The sequence below is a fragment of the Phaeobacter sp. CC-HEC084 genome (genome assembly GCF_059429255.1).
This window is the reverse complement of sequence record NZ_JCAIJQ010000009.1, coordinates 152,321-170,125: the sequence shown is the minus strand read 5'-3', so window position 1 is coordinate 170,125 and position 17,805 is coordinate 152,321. Positions and strand designations below refer to the sequence as shown.

The following is a 17,805-nucleotide window of genomic DNA, read 5'->3' as shown; positions in this document are numbered from 1 at the left end:
TGTGGACCTGCGCGCCTTACGCTTGACGGGACCGTCTGCGGGGCCTAGGCGCTGTACAGCACATCCTGGAGACCCGCCATGCCCACTTTCACCGCCCTGACCACCCTCACCGGAAAAGCCAAAGCCGAGGCGCTGGGCGATGCGATGGAACGTCTGACCCCGGAACCCACCGGTGTCGGTGTATTCGAGGTCGAGGATGGATCGGGCCTGTGGGAGGTTGGCGGCTATTTCACCGAAGCTCCGGATGAGGCGGGTCTTGCGCTGCTGGCAGCGATGCATGAGGCGAAACCCTTTGCCGTCTCTGAACTGCCGGAAACCGACTGGGTCGCCCATGTGCGCCGCGAACTGGCCCCGGTCGAGGCCGGGCGGTTCTTCGTCTACGGCAGCCACGATGCGGATAAGGTGCCGGGGGACAAGATCCCGCTCCTGATTGAGGCGGCAATGGCATTCGGTACCGGCCACCACGGCACCACGTTGGGCTGTCTTCGGGCGCTGGATCATCTGATCGACACCGGATTTACTGGCGCCAAGGTGGCCGACATCGGCTGCGGCACCGCGGTTCTGGCCATGGCAGCGGCGCGGGTCTGGGACGGGCAGTTCATGGCCAGCGATATCGATCAGGTCGCTGTCGAGGTCGCCGAGGCGAACCTCAAGGCCAATGACATGGGCGGGCAGGTGACCTGTCTTGAGGCCGCAGGCTTTGATCACCCGGATCTGAAGGCGGTGGCGCCCTATGATCTGATTTTTGCCAATATCTTGAAAGGCCCGCTTGTGGCGCTTTCCCCGGATATCGCCGCGAACCTGCGCAAGGACGGCTTTGCCATCCTGTCGGGCATCCTCAACGAGCAGGCGGACGATGTGATCGCGGTCTACGCAGAGAACGGTCTGACCCTGCGGCGGCGGGATGAAATCGGTGAATGGACGACGCTCTTGCTACAGAAAGAGAGCTGATTGAGCTAAGTTTACCTCTTATTTTAACTATCTGCCCAAAACTTGCCACATTTCGCGCGCATACTGCCTCAATCGCTGGTGGGGGCCAGTAGGTTTTGGGGGCTCGTGTTATGGGCAAGCAACATCAAGAATTCCAGGCGCGTCTGCGGCGCCTTGAAGGCAAGCACAACGACATGTCTGCTGGCTATTCCGCCCGGGTGCGCTCGGACGGTCTGATCGTGGTGGCACCGCGCCAGATACGCTCGCGGATCACACCGCGCGCGGTGGTGTTTTTCCTCTGCGCCTTTTTCCTGTTCAAGGGTTTCCTGATGGCGGCGCTGGGGTTCGCCAGCTACGACGCACGGGTGGCGGACCTGTCCAAAGGGGTCGCGGTCGAGCGGGCCGGTGCCTTTCTGATGCAAGCCGAGCCGGTGTCCATGCTGATCGGAGAAAAACTCCGCCCCTATCTGCACTGAATAGCGATATCGCGCGTTTTCCCTGCCCGCCTGTATCGGTTGCAGCGGCGGGTGCCGACACATTCCTGAATTCAGACGAAAAACGCCGCAGACCAGGGTGGTCCGCGGCGTCTTACTGTGCGCCCTGAGGGAAAAAGAGCGTCAGTCAGGTCAAGGGAGGCGATCAGAAGACCGGCTTGCCCTCTGCAATGTCGTCAATGTCGCCGCGGCACATGCCGATGTCGGCCAGTTCGCGGTCGCTGAGACCGGACAGCGCCTTGCGGGTTACACGCGCGTCATTCCAGGCCACGACAGAGGCCAGAGTGGTGGTCAGAAGGCCGCCGATACGGCCAAACAGGCCGACGGAGCCATAGGTGGTGCGGGTGGTGTCGAATGCAGCCATATCCTTGTCCTCTTGGGTAGGTGTTACTGTGATGCGCCGTGTGACGTTAATCGGCAGGTAGAGGCGAAATCCGTCGGCAGCAAGGTCGATTTTTGCATGGCCCCATGCAAATTTTGCATGGCTTTTGGCCTTGTAAATAAGGGCTCTCCTCCGTTTTGCAGTGTTTACGCCAGCGGATGTCGCAGCCCGACATCGAGAGGGCGTTTTCGAACCCGAATTTACCGATTTGCGCCGTCTCCGGTGTTCGCGCCCCTGGGCGGCCCAAGGCGAAAGCGTTTGGATATGTTCGCCTTTTGTGCTAGTGAATCTTCAAAACAATTCGAACCAATGAGCAGGGACCGGTCACAGCATGCGGATTTTGGGAATCGACCCGGGGCTGCGGACCCTCGGTTGGGGCGTTATCGAATCGCAGGGCACGCGCCTGTCGCATGTGGCGAACGGGTTGTGCCAGTCAGATGGGGATGATCTGGGAGAGCGGCTCTTGTCGCTCCACAATCAGGTCAGCGAGGTGATCGCGGCCTACCGTCCAGATCAGGCGGCCATCGAACAGACCTTCGTGAACAAGGACGGCGCAGGGACGCTGAAACTGGGGCAGGCGCGCGGCGTTGCGCTGTTGACCCTGGCCAAGGCCGGTCTGCCGGTGGGGGAATATGCGCCCAACCGGGTGAAGAAGACGGTGGTTGGCGTCGGACATGCGGACAAGGGGCAGATCCTGCATATGGTCAAACTGCAACTGCCCGGCTGCGCGCCCAAGGGCGCGGATGCGGCCGATGCGCTGGCGATTGCCATCTGTCACGCCTATTACGGGGGTACGCAGCAGCGGGTCCTGAAGGAGGTGCGGGCATGATTGGAAAACTCACCGGACGGTTGGAGTACCGCGCCCAGGACCACGTGCTGATCGACGTGCGCGGCGTTGGTTATATTGTCTATTGCTCGGATCGGACCATGGCGGCGCTGCCCGGCGTCGGAGAGGCGGTGGCGCTTTATACCGAACTCCTGGTGCGCGAGGACCTGATGCAGCTGTTCGGGTTTACTTCGCTGGTGGAAAAGGAATGGCATCGGCTGCTGACCTCGGTGCAGGGGGTCGGGGCGAAGGTCTCGCTGGCCATCCTCAGCGCGCTGGGGCCAGATGGGGTTAGCCGCGCCATTGCGCTTGGCGACTGGGCAGCGGTCAAGGCGGCCAAGGGGGTCGGTCCCAAGACCGCGCAGCGCATCGTGCTCGATCTGAAGGACAAGGCGCCCGGCGTGATGGCCATGGGCGGGACCGTCACCGAGGCAATGGACGGGCCTGAGCTGGACGCGGTGGTGGAAACGGGCGAACCCGCACCCGCGGCAAAACCCGCGCGCAAGAAACAGCAGAAACAGCCCAGCGGAGCTGCTGCGGCCTCGGCCGGGGCGCTGTCGGCGCTGGGGAACCTTGGCTATGGCCCGTCGGATGCCGCCGCTGCCGTGGCCGAGGCCGCAGCAGCAGAGCCGGAAGCCGGAGAGGCGGAGCTGATCCGCGCCGCGCTGCGCCTGCTGGCGCCCAAAGGGTGAACGAAGAATGGCAGTGAAGCACAAAGGGCAGTGCCCGGCCGCTGGTGGAAACGAAGTGCCCGCCTGGAGGGGCGGCCGGGCACTGTCCGGCCTGTCAGCCGGACGGGAGCGTGCGAATGATAGCCTGCGAGGCCGAAATGATTGACGCCGATCCCACTCTGCGCCCCGATCCATTGCCCGAAGACGGTGCAGGCGATGGCGACCGTGCCCTGCGCCCGCAGGGGCTGGGCGAGTTTATCGGTCAGGCCGAAGCGCGTGCCAACCTGCGCGTCTTTATCGAAAGCGCCCGCCGCCGCGGCGAGGCGATGGACCATACGCTGTTTCACGGGCCTCCCGGCCTTGGTAAGACAACGCTGGCGCAGATCGTGGCGCGCGAGCTGGGCGTTAACTTCCGCATGACCTCTGGCCCGGTGCTGGCCAAGGCAGGTGATCTGGCCGCGATCCTCACCAATCTGGAGGCGCGGGACGTCCTGTTCATCGACGAGATCCACCGGTTGAACCCGGCGGTCGAAGAGGTGCTTTACCCGGCGATGGAGGATTTCGAGCTGGATCTCGTCATTGGTGAAGGCCCGGCGGCCCGCACCGTGCGGATCGAGCTGCAGCCCTTTACCCTGGTTGGGGCCACCACCCGGATGGGCCTGCTGACCACACCGCTGCGTGACCGGTTCGGTATCCCTACCCGGCTGCAGTTTTATACCGTGGAAGAGCTGCACGAGATCGTCACCCGCAACGCCCGCAAGCTGGGCGCCCCGGCGGATGAGGCCGGCGCGCGGGAGATCGCGCGGCGCGCCCGCGGCACCCCCAGGATCGCCGGGCGGCTCTTGCGCCGCGTGGTGGACTTTGCGGTGGTCGAGGGCGATGGCACCATTACCCGGGAGCTGGCCGATGGCGCGCTGACCCGGCTTGGTGTCGATAATCTGGGCCTAGATGGTGCCGACCGCCGTTACCTACGGTTGATTGCCGAGAATTATTCGGGCGGCCCGGTGGGTATCGAAACCCTGTCGGCGGCGTTGAGCGAAAGCCGTGATGCGCTGGAAGAGGTGATCGAGCCCTTCCTGTTGCAGCAGGGGCTGATCCAGCGCACGCCGCGTGGCCGGATGCTGGCGCAGAAGGCCTGGACGCATCTGGGGATTGCACCGCCGAAATCGCAAAGCGATCTGTTTTCCTGAAGGGGCGGGGCGCCGCTGCCGCGGCGCGAGAAGCTGCTGAGAGGTTCCTGAAGGACAGATCTGTCCCTCAGGAACCTGTCCCAGTGTGTGTTCCCCTTTTTCGCCTCAAGGGTGAACCACGCGTACCGCGTGGCCGCTGGCGCGTCCCTTGACCCGAAAAAGGGGGCGTGCGCGGATGGCGCAACCGCGCCGCGACAGCGGCGCCGGGCCCAAGGCCGGTCAGGATCATCGGCGCAGCCGGGATCCTGCGGGCGCGGGAGCTGCCCCTTGCCGTTCAGCTTTCTTGCAGGCATAGACGGCCCCGATGCGAGACTGGGATGACCGACGGAGCCGCCATCATGACACTGGACCTGACACCGGAGCAGATCGAAGCGCTGTTTTCCCGCCCCGGCGGCGGCTATGCCTTTGCCCGCTGGGGCCGACCGATTGCACCTATCGTCTTTGGTGTCGAAGAGGAGACGCTGAAGACAATCAAGGGTGCGCTCGAAGCTGTGGTGACGCTGGCAGGGCACCAGATGGCCGAAACCGACCCGGAACTGGGCGCCAATCTGATGTTCTTTTTCTTCCGCGAGTGGGATGAGCTTTTGGAAGTTCCGGATCTGGGCCGTCTGATCCCGGATCTGGATCCTCTGGTGGCGCGGCTCAAGGCGGCGGATGCCAGCCAGTACCGCGCCTTTCGGTTTGATGATCAGGGTGCCATCCAGGCCGGGTTCGTCTTCCTGCGGATGAAAGGCGAACTGGCGCGGATGCCTGCGGAAACCCTGGCGTTGACGCAGGCGGTGCAGGTGATGCTGATGTGGGGCGAGGGCGCCTTTGCCGATAGGTCCCCGCTGGCGGTGCTGCCGGAAACCGGCGCGACCATCCTGCGCCCGGAGATCGCCGGGGTGATCGCCGCCGCCTATGACCGGATGATGCCGGTGGCTGCGGATGATTCCTCGCACGCGCTGCGTCTGTTTGCGCGTCTTCAGGCGCCGCCGCCGGACACACCTGTGCAATAGAGAGGGGAGGTCAGCGCCATGCGGTCCTTCGTCGGGCTGTCACTGCCAGAGGAGGCCATTCTGGCGCTGGAGACCCTGCAAGAGGAGATCCCGGTGGGGCGCGTGGTGCCTGGGGGCAATCTGCATCTGACGCTGGCCTTTCTGGACGATCAGCCCGATTTCGCACTGCAGCTGCTGCATGAAGAGCTGACGCGGATTGCGGCGGTGCCCTTGAGGTTGCGGATCACTGGGCTGGATCTGTTTGGCGGTCGTATGCCGCGTATCCTTTTTGCTGCGGTGGCGCCGGATCCCGGCCTGTCCCGGTTGCGCGATCAGGTGCGGCGGGCAGCAGAGCGGGCGGAGATCGACCTGCCGCGCGAAAGATTCCGTCCGCATATCACCCTTGCCCGGTTTCCCCGCCTGATGCCGGAGCACAGGGCGCAGCGCCTTGGCGCCTTCCTGCAGGCGCAGGGGGATTTCTCGCTGCCAGAGATGCAGATCGACCGGATGGCGCTGTTCCGCTCGACCCTGACGCCGGATGGTGCGCGCTATGAGGTGCTGGCGGACTACCCCTTGGAAGATCCCGCACCGTCATAAAGGCCTGGGGCTTGCTGGCCTGAGGGGGGCGCCCTAGGGTGCGGGCAAGAGCGAGAAAGGGCAGATCATGACGCATGAATTCCCGTTACAGGTCTACTATGAAGACACCGACATGGGCGGGATCGTCTATCACGCCAACTACCTGCGCTATATCGAGCGGGCGCGCAGCGACTGGGTGCGCAAGCTTGGCAATGACCAGAATGCCATGCGCGATGCGGGTCTCATCTGGGTGGTGCAGCGGATCGAAGCCGATTACCTGGCGCCTGCCAAGTTCGAAGATGAGCTGGTGGTGGAAACCGAGGTGGAAAAACTGACCGGGGCGCGGCTTACGATGCGGCAGCTGGTGCGGCGCGGCGACACGCCCCTGTTCAAGGCGGTGGTCACGGCGGTCTGTGTCACCGCGGCGGATGGACGTCCCACACGCCTGCCGGCAGAGATTCGCGCATTGCTCTAGGCTGGGGCCTCTGTCACGCCTGTTTCATTGGCTTTTCCGTGTGAACTGCGCTAGCGTTGCCTCAATCAAGGCCGCAGGCAGATGGCCGGAAACGATAGAGCAGGCAAATGGAAGCAGAAACTCTGGCGCTGGCGCAGGAGATTGATTTCTCTATGTGGGGCCTATTCGCGCGGGCCACGATCACCGTGAAACTGGTGATGCTGATGCTGATCGCCGCCTCGGTATGGTCCTGGGGCATCATCATCCAGAAGATCATCAACTATCGCAAGGCACGGGCCGAAGCGGCGGATTTTGAAGCCGCCTTCTGGTCGGGTGAGCCTCTGGACGGGCTGTTCGATCAGCTGGGGCCGGATCCGGCCGGGCCATCGGGGCGGATCTTTGCTGCTGGCATGGCGGAATGGCGCCGCAGCCACCGTAGCGATGGCGGGCTGATACCCGGGGCGCAGGCGCGCATCGACCGGTCGATGGATGTGGCCATCGCCAAAGAGGCAGAAACCCTGCAAAGCGGGTTGCCAGTGCTGGCCACCGTCGGTTCCACGGCGCCTTTTATCGGTCTTTTCGGCACCGTCTGGGGTATCATGACTGCCTTTATCGAAATCGCCGAACAGCAGAACACCAACCTTGCCGTTGTCGCGCCGGGTATTGCCGAGGCGCTGATGGCAACGGGCCTTGGCCTTCTGGCCGCCATCCCGGCGGTGATCTTCTACAACAAGCTGAGCGCGGACAGTGACCGGATCCTTGGCGGCTATGAAGCCTTTGCCGATGAATTCGCTACCATTCTCAGCCGTCAGCTGGATTCCTGAGCCATGGGCGCCGCTGTTCAACAGTCGTCTTCGGGATCGGGCGGGCGCCGCCGGGGCCGCCGTCGCGGCCGGGTGCAGCCGATGGCTGAAATCAACGTCACGCCCTTTGTAGATGTGATGCTGGTGCTCTTGATCATCTTCATGGTGGCCGCGCCGCTGATGACGGTGGGTGTGCCGGTGGATCTGCCGAAAACCGCTGCCGGCGCCTTGCCTGGCGATGAGGAAGAGCCGTTGACTGTCACCATGACCGCAGGCGGCGATATCCAGATCCAGACCACCTCGGTGGCGCGGGATGACCTAGTGGTGAAACTGCGCGCCATCGCGGCTGAGCGCAGTTCTGACCGGGTCTATCTGCGCGCCGATGGGGCGATTGCCTATAGCGATGTCATGCAGATCATGGGGGCGCTCAATGCGGGCGGCTTTTCCAACGTGGGTCTGGTGACCGACGTGGGTGGTCCGGCGCTGGATGGTGCACCAGTGGGTGCGGCAGATGGCGGGTCGGGCAGCGGCCCGGATCAATAGGCGGGGGCACGACGCGTGCAGACCGGAACCAAGATCTCTCTTGCAGGGCATGGGCTGCTGCTGAGCTGGGTCGCATTTGGCGCCTGGTTTCCGTCCGAGCCGTTGCCGTTCGAGGTGCAGGAGGTCTCTCTCATCAGCGCCGAGGAATTCGAGCGCCTCAGCCAGACGCGGCAGGCGCCGCAGGTGGCGCCCGAGGCCAGCACGCTGCAGCCGCCGCAGGAAAGTGCCGCGCCGGAGGTGTCCTTGCCGCCACAGCAGCGGCCAGAGCCGGAGCCCCCCACACCCGAACCCCTGTCCCCGCCAATCCCCGATCCGGTGGTGGCAGAAACGCCCGAACAGCCCCCGGAACCTGCCGAACCCGAGGTGCCGGACACGGCGCCCGGCGTGCCCGAGCCGCCGGAGACAACGGCGCTGGTGGCGCCGCAGCCCGAAGTGCAGCAGCAGCGCCCGGTGGACCGGGTCGCCCCAGTGCCAGTAGCCCCGCCCGAGCCGGACACGGCAGTGGATGAGATCGAACAGCCCGAAGTCGCCCCCGACGTTGGCGCCGAGACAGAGCAGGAAGTCCAGGAGGCCACCGCCCCGGAGGCCGCCAGCGACCGTATCGTGACCGAAGAGAACGAAAGCGACGAGCAGACCGTGACCGCGCCTGAGCAGTCCCTGCGGCCCCGTGGACGGCCGGTACGTCGCGCGGCGGCGCCGGAACCGGAGCCTGAAGCGGCGCCGACGCCGGTTGAGACCGAAGACACCCAGCCGCAGGTGGACCCTTCTGCTGTGGAGGATGCGCTTGCCGCTGCGCTGTCCGGCGGCGCGGATGTGGAAGCGCCGGAACCCTCTGGCCCGCCGCTGACTTCGGGAGAGAAAGACGCCCTACGGGTCGCGGTGTCGCAATGCTGGAACGTCGGCTCGCTATCGACCGAGGCGCTGAAGACCACCGTGGTCGTCGGGGTTGCTCTCGCGCAGGATGGCAAGCCCGACACCGGATCGATCCGGATGCTGTCCAGCACCGGCGGCTCGGCAACGGCGGCAAAACAGGCATATGAGGCCGCCCGGCGGGCAATTATCCGCTGCGGTTCACGAGGATTTCAACTTCCCCCTGAAAAATATGCGCAATGGCGTGATATTGAGATGACATTCAATCCCGAAAGGATGCGGATCAAATGAAGACCTATCTGGCACGCTTGGCTCTGATTGGCCTGACATTCTGCGGCGCCGTTCTGGCGCTGAACGGGTCTGCCTTGGCGCAAGACGGGCCGTTGCGGATCGAGATCGATCAGGGTGTGATCGAACCCTTGCCCTATGCGGTGCCCGATTTCATTCCTGACGATCCGGCGGCGCGCGAATACGCGGCGCAGATTGCCCGGGTGGTGGCTGCGGATCTGAGCGGCACCGGCCTGTTCCGCGAGGTTCCGGCCTCGGCGCATATTTCCAAGGTTGCCGCCTTTGACGACGCTGTGAAATTTGCCGATTGGAAGGCCGTCAATGCACAGGCGCTGATTACCGGCGCGGTCAGCGTAAAGGGCAAGCGTCTGACCGTGCGTTTCCGCGCCTATGATGTGTTCTCCGAAGGCGAGCTTGGCGGCGGGTTGCAGTTTTCCGGCACCACCGATGGCTGGCGGCGCATGGCGCACAAGGTGGCCGATGCCGTCTACAGCCGGATCACGGGTGAGGGCGGCTATTTCGACAGCCGGGTGGTATTTGTGTCTGAAACCGGCCCCAAGAACGACCGCCGCAAACGGCTGGCGATCATGGATTATGACGGCGCCAACGTGCAGTATCTGACCAACAGCGATGCCATTGTGCTGGCGCCGCGGTTTTCGCCTACCGGCGACCGGGTGCTTTATACCAGTTACGAGACCGGCTTTCCGCAGATCCACGTGCTGGACGTGGGTAAGGTGCAGCGCCGCATCCTGTCGGCGGACGATGGTATCATGAGCTTTGCTCCGCGTTTCGCCCCCGATGGGCGCACGGTGGTCTATTCACAGTCCCAAGGCGGCAATACCGACATTTACACGATGGATATCGCCAGCGGAAAACGCACCCGCCTGACCAACGCACCGTCGATCGAAACGGCGCCTTCCTATTCGCCGGATGGCAGCCAGATCGTGTTTGAAAGCGACCGCTCTGGCGCGCCGCAGCTCTACGTGATGCCCGCAGCGGGTGGCGCGGCGCGGCGGATTAGTTTTGGCACCGGGCGCTATGGCACCCCGGTCTGGTCGCCGCGCGGCGATCTGATCGCCTTTACCAAGCAAAGCAAGGGCCGGTTCCATATCGGCGTCATGCGCACCGATGGCAGCGAGGAACGCCTGCTGACGGCATCCTTCCTGGACGAGGGGCCGACCTGGTCCCCGAATGGCCGGGTGATCATGTTCACCCGCGAAACCCAGGGGGCGAGCGGCCGGGCGCTGCTCTATTCGGTGGATATCACTGGGCGCAACCTGAAGCCGGTCCGCACCCCCGACGGGGCATCGGATCCTGCCTGGTCGCCGCTGCAAAATTGAGGCCCAGACCGTAAAACGACGGTCATAGGGGAAAATACCGGCATGGCTGCCTGATCCGACATGTGGTAGGCTGCCAGCAAGAAACGTAAAGGGGTAGGGAATGAGCATGAGCGGTTTCAAAAAGGCACTTCTGGTGGTCGCGGCCCTTGGGGTTGCAGGCTGTAGCAACGCCTCCTGGGACGACACCAGGTTCGGGGATGGCAGCGGCGCGGGCGCCGGTGCAGCTGGATCGGTTTCAGACCCCACCAGCCCGGCTTATTTCCAGCAGGCCATCGGTGACCGGGTGCTGTTCGCGGTGGATCAGTCCAGCCTGTCGCCTGCCGCCGAAGAGGTCCTGCGCGGGCAGGCGGGTTGGCTGCTGACCAATACCGATTACAACGTCACGATCCAGGGCCACGCGGATGAGCAGGGCACCCGGGAATACAACCTTGCGCTTGGCGCGCGCCGGGCCAATTCGGCGCGGGAGTTCCTGATTTCCCAAGGGGTTGCGGGCAACCGTATCCAGGTCGTCAGCTATGGCAAGGAACGCCCGCTTGAGATCTGTTCGGCCGAAAGCTGCTATGCCAAGAACCGCCGCGCCGTGACCGTTCTGGCCAGCGGCCTGACGGGGTAAGGCGATGCAGCTGCCCCGCCGGATCCGCGCCACCCTGATTGCCTCGGCCGCCGTTGCCGCGCTGTTCGGGCCGCTGCCCGCAGCAGCGCAGGACCAGCAGACCCTTGCCGATATCCGGCAGGAGCTGACCGTCTTGCACGTGGAAATCCAGCGACTGACGCGCGAATTGTCCACCACCGGCGCGCCTGCCACCAATCTGGCAGGCAGTTCCGTGCTGGACCGGGTCGAGGCGATCGAAACCGAGCTGCAGCGCCTGACCGCTCAGACCGAACAACTGGAATACCGCATCAACCGGATCGTTGCCGATGGCACCAACCGCATTGGCGATCTGGAGTTCCGTTTGGTCGAACTGGAAGGCGGCGACATCAGTGCCTTGGGTGAAACCTCGACGCTGGGCGGGGACACCGAGGCGGCAAGCATCGAGACTTCTGTGCCGGTTCCTGTGCCGGGTGATGCCAGCGAGTTGGCGGTGGGCGAGCGCGCCGATTTCGATGCCGCGAAGCAGGCGCTGGACGAGGGCAGCTATCAGGACGCCGCCGAGAAATTCGCGGCCTTCAATGCCGCTTATCCGGGTAGCCCGTTGGCGGCAAAGGCCGATTTCCATCGCGGCAAGGCGATGGATGGTCTGGGCGACACGCGTGAGGCGGCGCGGGCCTATCTGGCGTCCTTTACCGGCGATGCGGTTGGCCCGATGGCGCCCGAGGCGTTGTTCGAGCTGGGTGCCGCTCTTGGCCGGTTGGGCCAGCGCGATCAGGCCTGCATCACCCTCTCTGAAGTCAACGCACGGTTCCCCGGCAATGATACGGTGGCCCGTGCCGAGGCGGAGATGGCCACGCTGGGCTGCTCTTGACGCAAGACGCAGCGGATATCATTGCAGGCGTTTGCGCCCAGATTCCACACCCCCTGCCAGACCGGCTGGGGGTTGCTGTTTCCGGGGGGAGCGACTCGGTTGCGCTTCTTCACATCCTACACCGCGCTTTGACTCCCGAAGGGGTGCAACTCTACGCGGTCACGGTGGACCACGGATTGCGCGCAGCCTCGGCCGCCGAGGCTGAAGGGGTTGCGGCGCTGGCCACGGGCCTTGGACTTTCACACGATATTCTGCACTGGGCCGAGGGACCCGGCGCGGGCAACCTGCAGGATCAGGCCCGGCAGGCCCGCTATGGTCTGCTGCGGGATTGGGCGCGCAGCAAAGGCATCGCCGCACTGGCACTGGGTCATACGGCAGACGATCAGGCGGAAACCGTGCTGATGCGGCTGACGCGGGCCTCTGGCGTGGATGGATTGTCAGCAATGTCCGCCGTGCGGCAGCTTGAGGATCTGACGCTGCTGCGTCCGCTCTTGTCTTTGCGCCGGGCGGATCTGCGAGATTACCTGCGCGCCGAAGGCGTACCTTGGGTCGACGATCCGTCAAATGAGGACAGGCGATTCGACCGGGTGCGGTTGCGCCAGGCCCTGCCGATGCTTGAAGAACTGGGGCTGAGCGTCGAGGCGCTGTCGCTTGTTGCAAAAAATATGCAACAGGCGCGGCAAACGCTTGATCACTATGCACTATCGGCGGCGCAGGAGGGATTTTCGTTTCAGGCGGGCGCTGTGGCGGTAGAGCGGGCGTATTTTGCGGGACTGCCGGATGAAATTGCCCACCGGTTGCTGCGGGCGGCGCTGCAATGGGTTTCTGGCGGCACCTATCCGCCGCGGCGCCCGCCGATGATGGCGGCGCTGGAAACCGCCCGTACCGGCGGTTCGGCTACCCTTGCTGGTGGGCGCATCCTGTGCCGCCGGGGCCGTGTCTGGATCTGCCGCGAAGCGCAGGCCGTACGTGGCCAGATCGCGGAACCCGGTGAGGTCTGGGATGGGCGCTGGGGAATTAGTTGCGTAAAATCAGACGATTGTAAGGTGCGTGCCCTCGGGGCAGAGGGGCTTCAGCTCTGTCCGAATTGGCGGGAAACCGGTCTGCCGGGACCAGTGCTGGAGGTCACCCCTGCTTTGTGGCGCGGGGCCGATCTGGTTGCCGCACCGCTGGTGAGACCGGCGCCGGGATGTACGGCAGAGCTGACCTGCAGCGAAGAAGAGTTCTTTGCATCCTTTTTATCGCATTGAACCTGACCGAATGTTCCCTATTTTAAGCGCAACGTGGGCGATCTACGCGTCGCCTCGAATATTGGGAGATTTTCCTTGGGTAATGCACGCAATATCGCCTTCTGGGTCGTTCTGTTTCTGCTGATCCTCGCGCTGTTCAATTTGTTCAGCGGGTCGGGCAGCACCATGCAGAGCCGTGAGCGCACCTATTCCGACTTTGTTGCCGCCGTCGAAGGCGGACAGGTCAGCACCGTCACCCTTGACGGGGAGCAGGTTCGTTTCACCACATCCGATGGCCAGAGCTATGTCACCATCAAGCCGGGGGACGCGGAAGTCACCTCGATGCTGATCGAGAACAACATCCCGGTGCGAGCTGAGAAACAGCAGCAGTCGGGTTTCCAGTCGTTCCTGATCACATTGCTGCCCTTCCTGCTGCTGATCGGTGTCTGGGTCTATTTCATGAACCGGATGCAGGGCGGAGGCAAAGGCGGCGCCATGGGCTTTGGCAAGTCCAAGGCGAAGATGCTGACCGAGAAACACGGCCGCGTCACCTTTGACGATGTTGCCGGTATCGATGAAGCCAAGGAAGAGCTCGAAGAGATTGTGGAATTCCTGCGCAACCCGCAGAAATTCTCGCGTCTTGGTGGCAAGATCCCCAAGGGTGCGCTGCTGGTAGGCCCTCCGGGTACCGGTAAAACGCTGCTGGCCCGCGCCATCGCGGGTGAGGCTGGCGTGCCCTTCTTCACCATCTCCGGTTCGGACTTCGTTGAAATGTTCGTCGGTGTCGGTGCATCCCGTGTGCGCGACATGTTCGAACAGGCGAAAAAGAACGCGCCTTGCATCGTGTTCATCGACGAAATCGACGCCGTGGGCCGCCATCGTGGCGCCGGCTATGGCGGCGGTAACGACGAGCGCGAACAGACGCTGAACCAGCTGCTGGTCGAGATGGACGGTTTTGAAGCCAACGAAGGCGTGATCATCCTGGCGGCGACCAACCGTAAGGACGTTCTTGACCCCGCGCTGCTGCGTCCGGGCCGCTTTGACCGCAACGTCACCGTCGGTAACCCCGACATCAAGGGCCGCGAAAAGATCCTCGGCGTGCACGCACGCAAGACCTCGCTGGGCCCCGATGTGGATATGCGCATCATCGCACGCGGGACCCCGGGCTTCTCTGGTGCGGATCTTGCGAACCTCGTGAACGAGGCTGCGCTGATGGCTGCTCGCGTCGGCCGCCGCTTTGTCACCATGGAAGACTTTGAGAACGCCAAGGACAAAGTGATGATGGGCGCCGAGCGTCGCTCGATGGTGCTGACGGCGGATCAGAAGGAAAAGACCGCCTATCACGAGGCGGGCCACGCTGTTGTCGGCCTGAAGCTGCCCGAGTGTGATCCGGTCTATAAGGCGACGATCATTCCGCGCGGCGGTGCCCTGGGCATGGTTGTCAGCCTGCCCGAGATGGATCGCCTGAACTGGCACAAGGATGAGTGCGAGCAGAAGCTGGCGATGACCATGGCGGGCAAGGCCGCCGAAATCATCAAATACGGTGAAGGCCACGTTTCGAACGGTCCGGCCGGCGATATCCAGCAGGCCAGCCAGCTGGCCCGCGCCATGGTGATGCGCTGGGGTATGTCGGAAAAGGTCGGCAATATCGATTATGCCGAGGCGCACGAAGGTTACAGTGGCAACACCACCGGCTTCTCTGTTTCCGCCCATACCAAGGAGCTGATCGAGGAAGAGGTACGCGAGTTCATCCAGATGGGCTATGACCGCGCCTTCAAGATCCTGACCGATCATCACGACGAATGGGAACGTCTGGCGCAGGGTCTGCTCGAGTACGAAACCCTGACCGGCGATGAGATCAAGCGCGTCATGGGTGGCGAGCCGCCGCATTCTGGAGAGGACGAAGGCGACGATACCGATCAGGGTAGTGCCTCGGTCACCGCAGTGCCCAAGGCCAAGCCGAAGAAAACCCCGCCCGAGGGCGGCATGGAGCCGGAACCGTCTTCCTGAGGCGTTTCCTGAATTTAGAAGGCCCGGTCTTTGACCGGGTCTTTTTCTTTGCAGCAGTGGACATTCGGTTGGACTGGGCCGGTTGGGGTGGGGGTGGCGCTGGGGCGCCGGACAGCTGTGCTGCCCGGCGCCCCAGCGCCCGGATCGGATCGCGTTGCGATCCGACCGCCCCCCTGGATGAACCCCATGGTTCTCTCTGGCAGTTCGGGGCTTAGCGTGTATGGTTCGGCAAAAGCGCTGTGCCCTGCGAAAGCGGTAGTGCAAAGCGGATGAAGTACAGGGGAGTCCTCACATGCCAGTCTTGCGCGAAACCGAATTCACCGGAGAGATTGTCTGGATGGGACAGGTTCCGGCAGGAGAGGGGCTTGCAGCGATTCCACAGCAGACGCTGGACCTCGGCTTTGACGGCATTGCGGGGGAGCGTCACGAGGGCAGTTTGCGTTCCTCCTGCGTGCGGGTGAAGAACCTCTATCCCACCGGCACCGAAATCCGCAACGTGCGCCAGCTGACCATTCTCTCTGAGGAAGAGCTGGCCCTGATTGCGACGGATATGGGGCTGGAGCAGATCGACCCGGCCTGGCTGGGTGCCAGCCTGGTGCTGCGCGGTATTCCCGATTTCACCTTCATCCCGCCCAGTTCCCGGCTGCAGGGGCCGGATGGCACCACCCTGACCGTGGATATGGAGAACCGCCCCTGCGTGCTGCCGGGGCGCGAGATCGAAAAGGATCATGGCGGTTACGGCGCGAAATTCAAACCTGCGGCGAAAAATCGACGGGGAATCACCGCCTGGGTAGAACGTCCGGGGCGGCTCTCAATCGGGGATGCTCTGACGGTTTTTGTGCCGGATCAGCGCGCCTGGGCGCCCTGAAGCCGCGCCCGAAAGGAACAATGCGTTCCTTTCGGACACCCGAAGTTCCGATCGAATTCGCCCTACGCCGCTTCAAGACACGATAATGTCGGAAATCACGCGCGCCATTTGCCGCAGTCTGGCTAAGTCTTGGTCAACTCCGGCCCGCGAGCCGGTCAACGGACAGAAACAGGTCAGGAACCAGGCCATGAGCTACAAGAGTGACATCGAAATCGCGCGCGAAGCGAAGAAGCTCCCCATTCAGGACATCGGCAGCAAGCTGGGCATGTCGCATGACGATCTGCTGCCCTACGGCCACGACAAGGCCAAGGTGAGCCAGTCCTTCATCAACTCGGTGCAGGACAAACCCGATGGCAAGCTGATCCTGGTGACCGCGATCAACCCGACCCCGGCGGGCGAAGGCAAGACCACCACCACCGTGGGGCTGGGCGATGGTCTGAACAAGATCGGCAAGAACGCCATGGTCTGCATCCGCGAAGCCTCGCTTGGTCCGAACTTCGGCATGAAGGGCGGCGCCGCTGGTGGTGGCTACGCGCAGGTCGTGCCGATGGAGGACATGAACCTCCACTTCACCGGTGACTTCCACGCGATCACCTCGGCACACTCGCTGCTGAGCGCGATGATCGACAACCACATCTACTGGGGCAACGAGCAGGAAATCGACATCCGCCGCGTCCAGTGGCGCCGCGTTGTCGACATGAACGACCGGGCCCTGCGCCAGATCAACGTGTCGCTCGGCGGTGTTGCCAACGGGTTCCCGCGCGAAGGTGGTTTCGACATCACCGTGGCCTCCGAAGTGATGGCGATCCTGTGCCTGGCCAACGACCTGCAGGATCTGGAAAAGCGTCTGGGCGACATGATCGTGGCCTACCGCCGCGACCGCAGCCCGGTTTATTGCCGTGATATCAAGGCAGAAGGCGCCATGGCGGTGCTGCTGAAGGACGCAATGCAGCCGAACCTGGTGCAGACGCTGGAAAACAACCCGGCCTTTGTCCACGGCGGTCCCTTCGCCAACATCGCGCACGGCTGTAACTCTGTCATCGCGACAAAGACCGCGATGAAAGTTGCTGATTACGTTGTGACCGAAGCGGGATTTGGTGCGGACCTCGGCGCCGAGAAGTTCATGAACATCAAGTGCCGCAAGGCCGGTATCGCACCCGACTGCGTTGTGCTGGTCGCCACTGTGCGCGCGATGAAGATGAACGGTGGCGTGGCCAAGGCAGATCTTGGCGCCGAAAACGTCGAAGCGGTGATGGAAGGCTGCGCCAACCTCGGCCGTCACATCGGCAACCTGAAATCCTTTGGTGTGCCGGTTGTCGTCGCGATCAACCACTTTGTCACCGACACCGATGCGGAAATCCAGGCGGTCAAGGACTACGTGGAAACCCAGGGCTCCGAAGCGATCCTGTCGCGTCACTGGGAACTGGGCTCGGAAGGCTCTGCCGATCTGGCCCGCCGCGTGGCGGAAATCGCCGACAGCGGCGTCAGCCAGTTCGCACCGCTCTACAACGATGAGCTGACCCTTTTTGAGAAGATCGAGCGCATCGCCAAGGGCATCTACCGCGCCGATGAGGTGCTGGCCGACAAGAAGATCCGCGATCAGCTGAAACTCTGGGAAGATCAGGGTTATGGCAACCTGCCGGTCTGTATGGCGAAGACCCAGTACAGCTTCTCGACCGATCCCAACCTGCGCGGCGCGCCCACCGGCCACTCGGTCCCGGTGCGTGAGGTCCGCCTCTCTGCGGGCGCCGGGTTTGTCGTGGTTGTCTGCGGTGAGATCATGACCATGCCGGGCCTGCCCCGCACCCCTGCGGCGGAAAACATCCATCTGAATGCCGAAGGGCAGATCGAAGGCTTGTTCTAAGGCGCAAATTGCGCAATCTGCGGCCCG

Annotated in this window: 19 protein-coding genes; 18 read left to right on the top strand and 1 reads right to left on the bottom strand. The window is 63.5% G+C overall.

Annotation, left to right across the window (positions count from 1 at the left end; all coding sequences use genetic code 11):
* Positions 1-78 precede the first annotated feature (78 nt).
* A complete protein-coding gene (locus AC5SSZ_RS18000; protein WP_065272664.1) occupies positions 79-951 on the top strand; it encodes a 50S ribosomal protein L11 methyltransferase in 873 nt (290 codons plus the stop codon).
* A 110-nt stretch (positions 952-1,061) separates the two neighbouring features.
* Positions 1,062-1,406: a hypothetical protein gene (locus AC5SSZ_RS17995; RefSeq protein WP_274827725.1), complete on the top strand. Its 345-nt coding sequence runs from the start codon at positions 1,062-1,064 to the stop codon at positions 1,404-1,406.
* Positions 1,407-1,569: 163 nt separating this feature from the next.
* Here AC5SSZ_RS17995 and AC5SSZ_RS17990 read toward each other — a convergent pair whose 3' ends face one another.
* On the bottom strand, positions 1,570-1,788 hold the full coding sequence (locus AC5SSZ_RS17990) for a DUF1127 domain-containing protein (RefSeq protein ID WP_065272666.1): 219 nt from the start codon (positions 1,786-1,788) through the stop codon (positions 1,570-1,572).
* 349 nt (positions 1,789-2,137) lie between these two features.
* On the opposite strand from AC5SSZ_RS17990, the gene ruvC reads away from it, so the two are divergent.
* The 16 genes from ruvC (at position 2,138) to AC5SSZ_RS17910 (ending at position 17,778) form a co-directional block, all read left to right on the top strand.
* A complete protein-coding gene (gene ruvC / locus AC5SSZ_RS17985; protein WP_065272667.1) occupies positions 2,138-2,635 on the top strand; it encodes a crossover junction endodeoxyribonuclease RuvC in 498 nt (165 codons plus the stop codon).
* The gene (gene ruvA / locus AC5SSZ_RS17980; protein ID WP_065272668.1) at positions 2,632-3,324 is read left to right on the top strand and encodes a Holliday junction branch migration protein RuvA; all 693 of its coding nucleotides are present in this window, start codon (positions 2,632-2,634) and stop codon (positions 3,322-3,324) included. The genes ruvC and ruvA overlap by 4 nt, the downstream gene beginning before the upstream one ends.
* Positions 3,325-3,461: 137 nt before the next feature.
* Positions 3,462-4,493 carry a Holliday junction branch migration DNA helicase RuvB gene (gene ruvB, locus AC5SSZ_RS17975; RefSeq protein ID WP_274827841.1) on the top strand — a complete coding sequence of 344 codons (1,032 nt, stop codon included), beginning with the start codon at positions 3,462-3,464 and terminating at the stop codon, positions 4,491-4,493.
* A 338-nt stretch (positions 4,494-4,831) separates the two neighbouring features.
* On the top strand, positions 4,832-5,491 hold the full coding sequence (locus tag AC5SSZ_RS17970) for a hypothetical protein (RefSeq protein WP_495439200.1): 660 nt from the start codon (positions 4,832-4,834) through the stop codon (positions 5,489-5,491).
* A gap of 18 nt (positions 5,492-5,509) precedes the next feature.
* On the top strand, positions 5,510-6,067 hold the full coding sequence (thpR, locus tag AC5SSZ_RS17965; RefSeq protein ID WP_065272671.1) for an RNA 2',3'-cyclic phosphodiesterase: 558 nt from the start codon (positions 5,510-5,512) through the stop codon (positions 6,065-6,067).
* A gap of 67 nt (positions 6,068-6,134) precedes the next feature.
* Positions 6,135-6,521 (top strand): tol-pal system-associated acyl-CoA thioesterase, encoded by a 387-nt coding sequence (ybgC, locus tag AC5SSZ_RS17960; RefSeq protein ID WP_274834516.1) that lies wholly within the window; start codon positions 6,135-6,137, stop codon positions 6,519-6,521.
* A 107-nt stretch (positions 6,522-6,628) separates the two neighbouring features.
* Positions 6,629-7,324: a protein TolQ gene (tolQ, locus tag AC5SSZ_RS17955; RefSeq protein ID WP_065272673.1), complete on the top strand. Its 696-nt coding sequence runs from the start codon at positions 6,629-6,631 to the stop codon at positions 7,322-7,324.
* 3 nt (positions 7,325-7,327) lie between these two features.
* Positions 7,328-7,846 (top strand): protein TolR, encoded by a 519-nt coding sequence (gene tolR, locus AC5SSZ_RS17950; protein WP_495439197.1) that lies wholly within the window; start codon positions 7,328-7,330, stop codon positions 7,844-7,846.
* A gap of 15 nt (positions 7,847-7,861) precedes the next feature.
* Positions 7,862-9,007, top strand: coding sequence for a cell envelope integrity protein TolA (gene tolA, locus AC5SSZ_RS17945; protein ID WP_495439195.1), 1,146 nt, complete (start codon positions 7,862-7,864; stop codon positions 9,005-9,007).
* Complete coding sequence (tolB, locus tag AC5SSZ_RS17940; RefSeq protein ID WP_495439193.1) at positions 9,004-10,344, top strand: Tol-Pal system beta propeller repeat protein TolB; 1,341 nt, start codon at positions 9,004-9,006, stop codon at positions 10,342-10,344. Before tolA ends, tolB begins: the two co-directional genes overlap by 4 nt.
* Before the next feature lie 106 nt (positions 10,345-10,450).
* Positions 10,451-10,957, top strand: coding sequence for a peptidoglycan-associated lipoprotein Pal (gene pal, locus AC5SSZ_RS17935; RefSeq protein ID WP_065272677.1), 507 nt, complete (start codon positions 10,451-10,453; stop codon positions 10,955-10,957).
* Between the two features lie 4 nt (positions 10,958-10,961).
* On the top strand, positions 10,962-11,807 hold the full coding sequence (gene ybgF, locus AC5SSZ_RS17930) for a tol-pal system protein YbgF (RefSeq protein WP_274827734.1): 846 nt from the start codon (positions 10,962-10,964) through the stop codon (positions 11,805-11,807).
* On the top strand, positions 11,804-13,057 hold the full coding sequence (gene tilS, locus AC5SSZ_RS17925; protein ID WP_495439191.1) for a tRNA lysidine(34) synthetase TilS: 1,254 nt from the start codon (positions 11,804-11,806) through the stop codon (positions 13,055-13,057). Before ybgF ends, tilS begins: the two co-directional genes overlap by 4 nt.
* 75 nt (positions 13,058-13,132) lie before the next feature.
* Positions 13,133-15,046 (top strand): ATP-dependent zinc metalloprotease FtsH, encoded by a 1,914-nt coding sequence (ftsH, locus tag AC5SSZ_RS17920; protein ID WP_065272678.1) that lies wholly within the window; start codon positions 13,133-13,135, stop codon positions 15,044-15,046.
* Between the two features lie 292 nt (positions 15,047-15,338).
* A complete protein-coding gene (locus tag AC5SSZ_RS17915) occupies positions 15,339-15,914 on the top strand; it encodes an MOSC domain-containing protein (protein ID WP_495439189.1) in 576 nt (191 codons plus the stop codon).
* A gap of 187 nt (positions 15,915-16,101) precedes the next feature.
* Positions 16,102-17,778: a formate--tetrahydrofolate ligase gene (locus AC5SSZ_RS17910; protein ID WP_065273725.1), complete on the top strand. Its 1,677-nt coding sequence runs from the start codon at positions 16,102-16,104 to the stop codon at positions 17,776-17,778.
* The last annotated feature ends 27 nt before the right edge of the window (positions 17,779-17,805 follow it).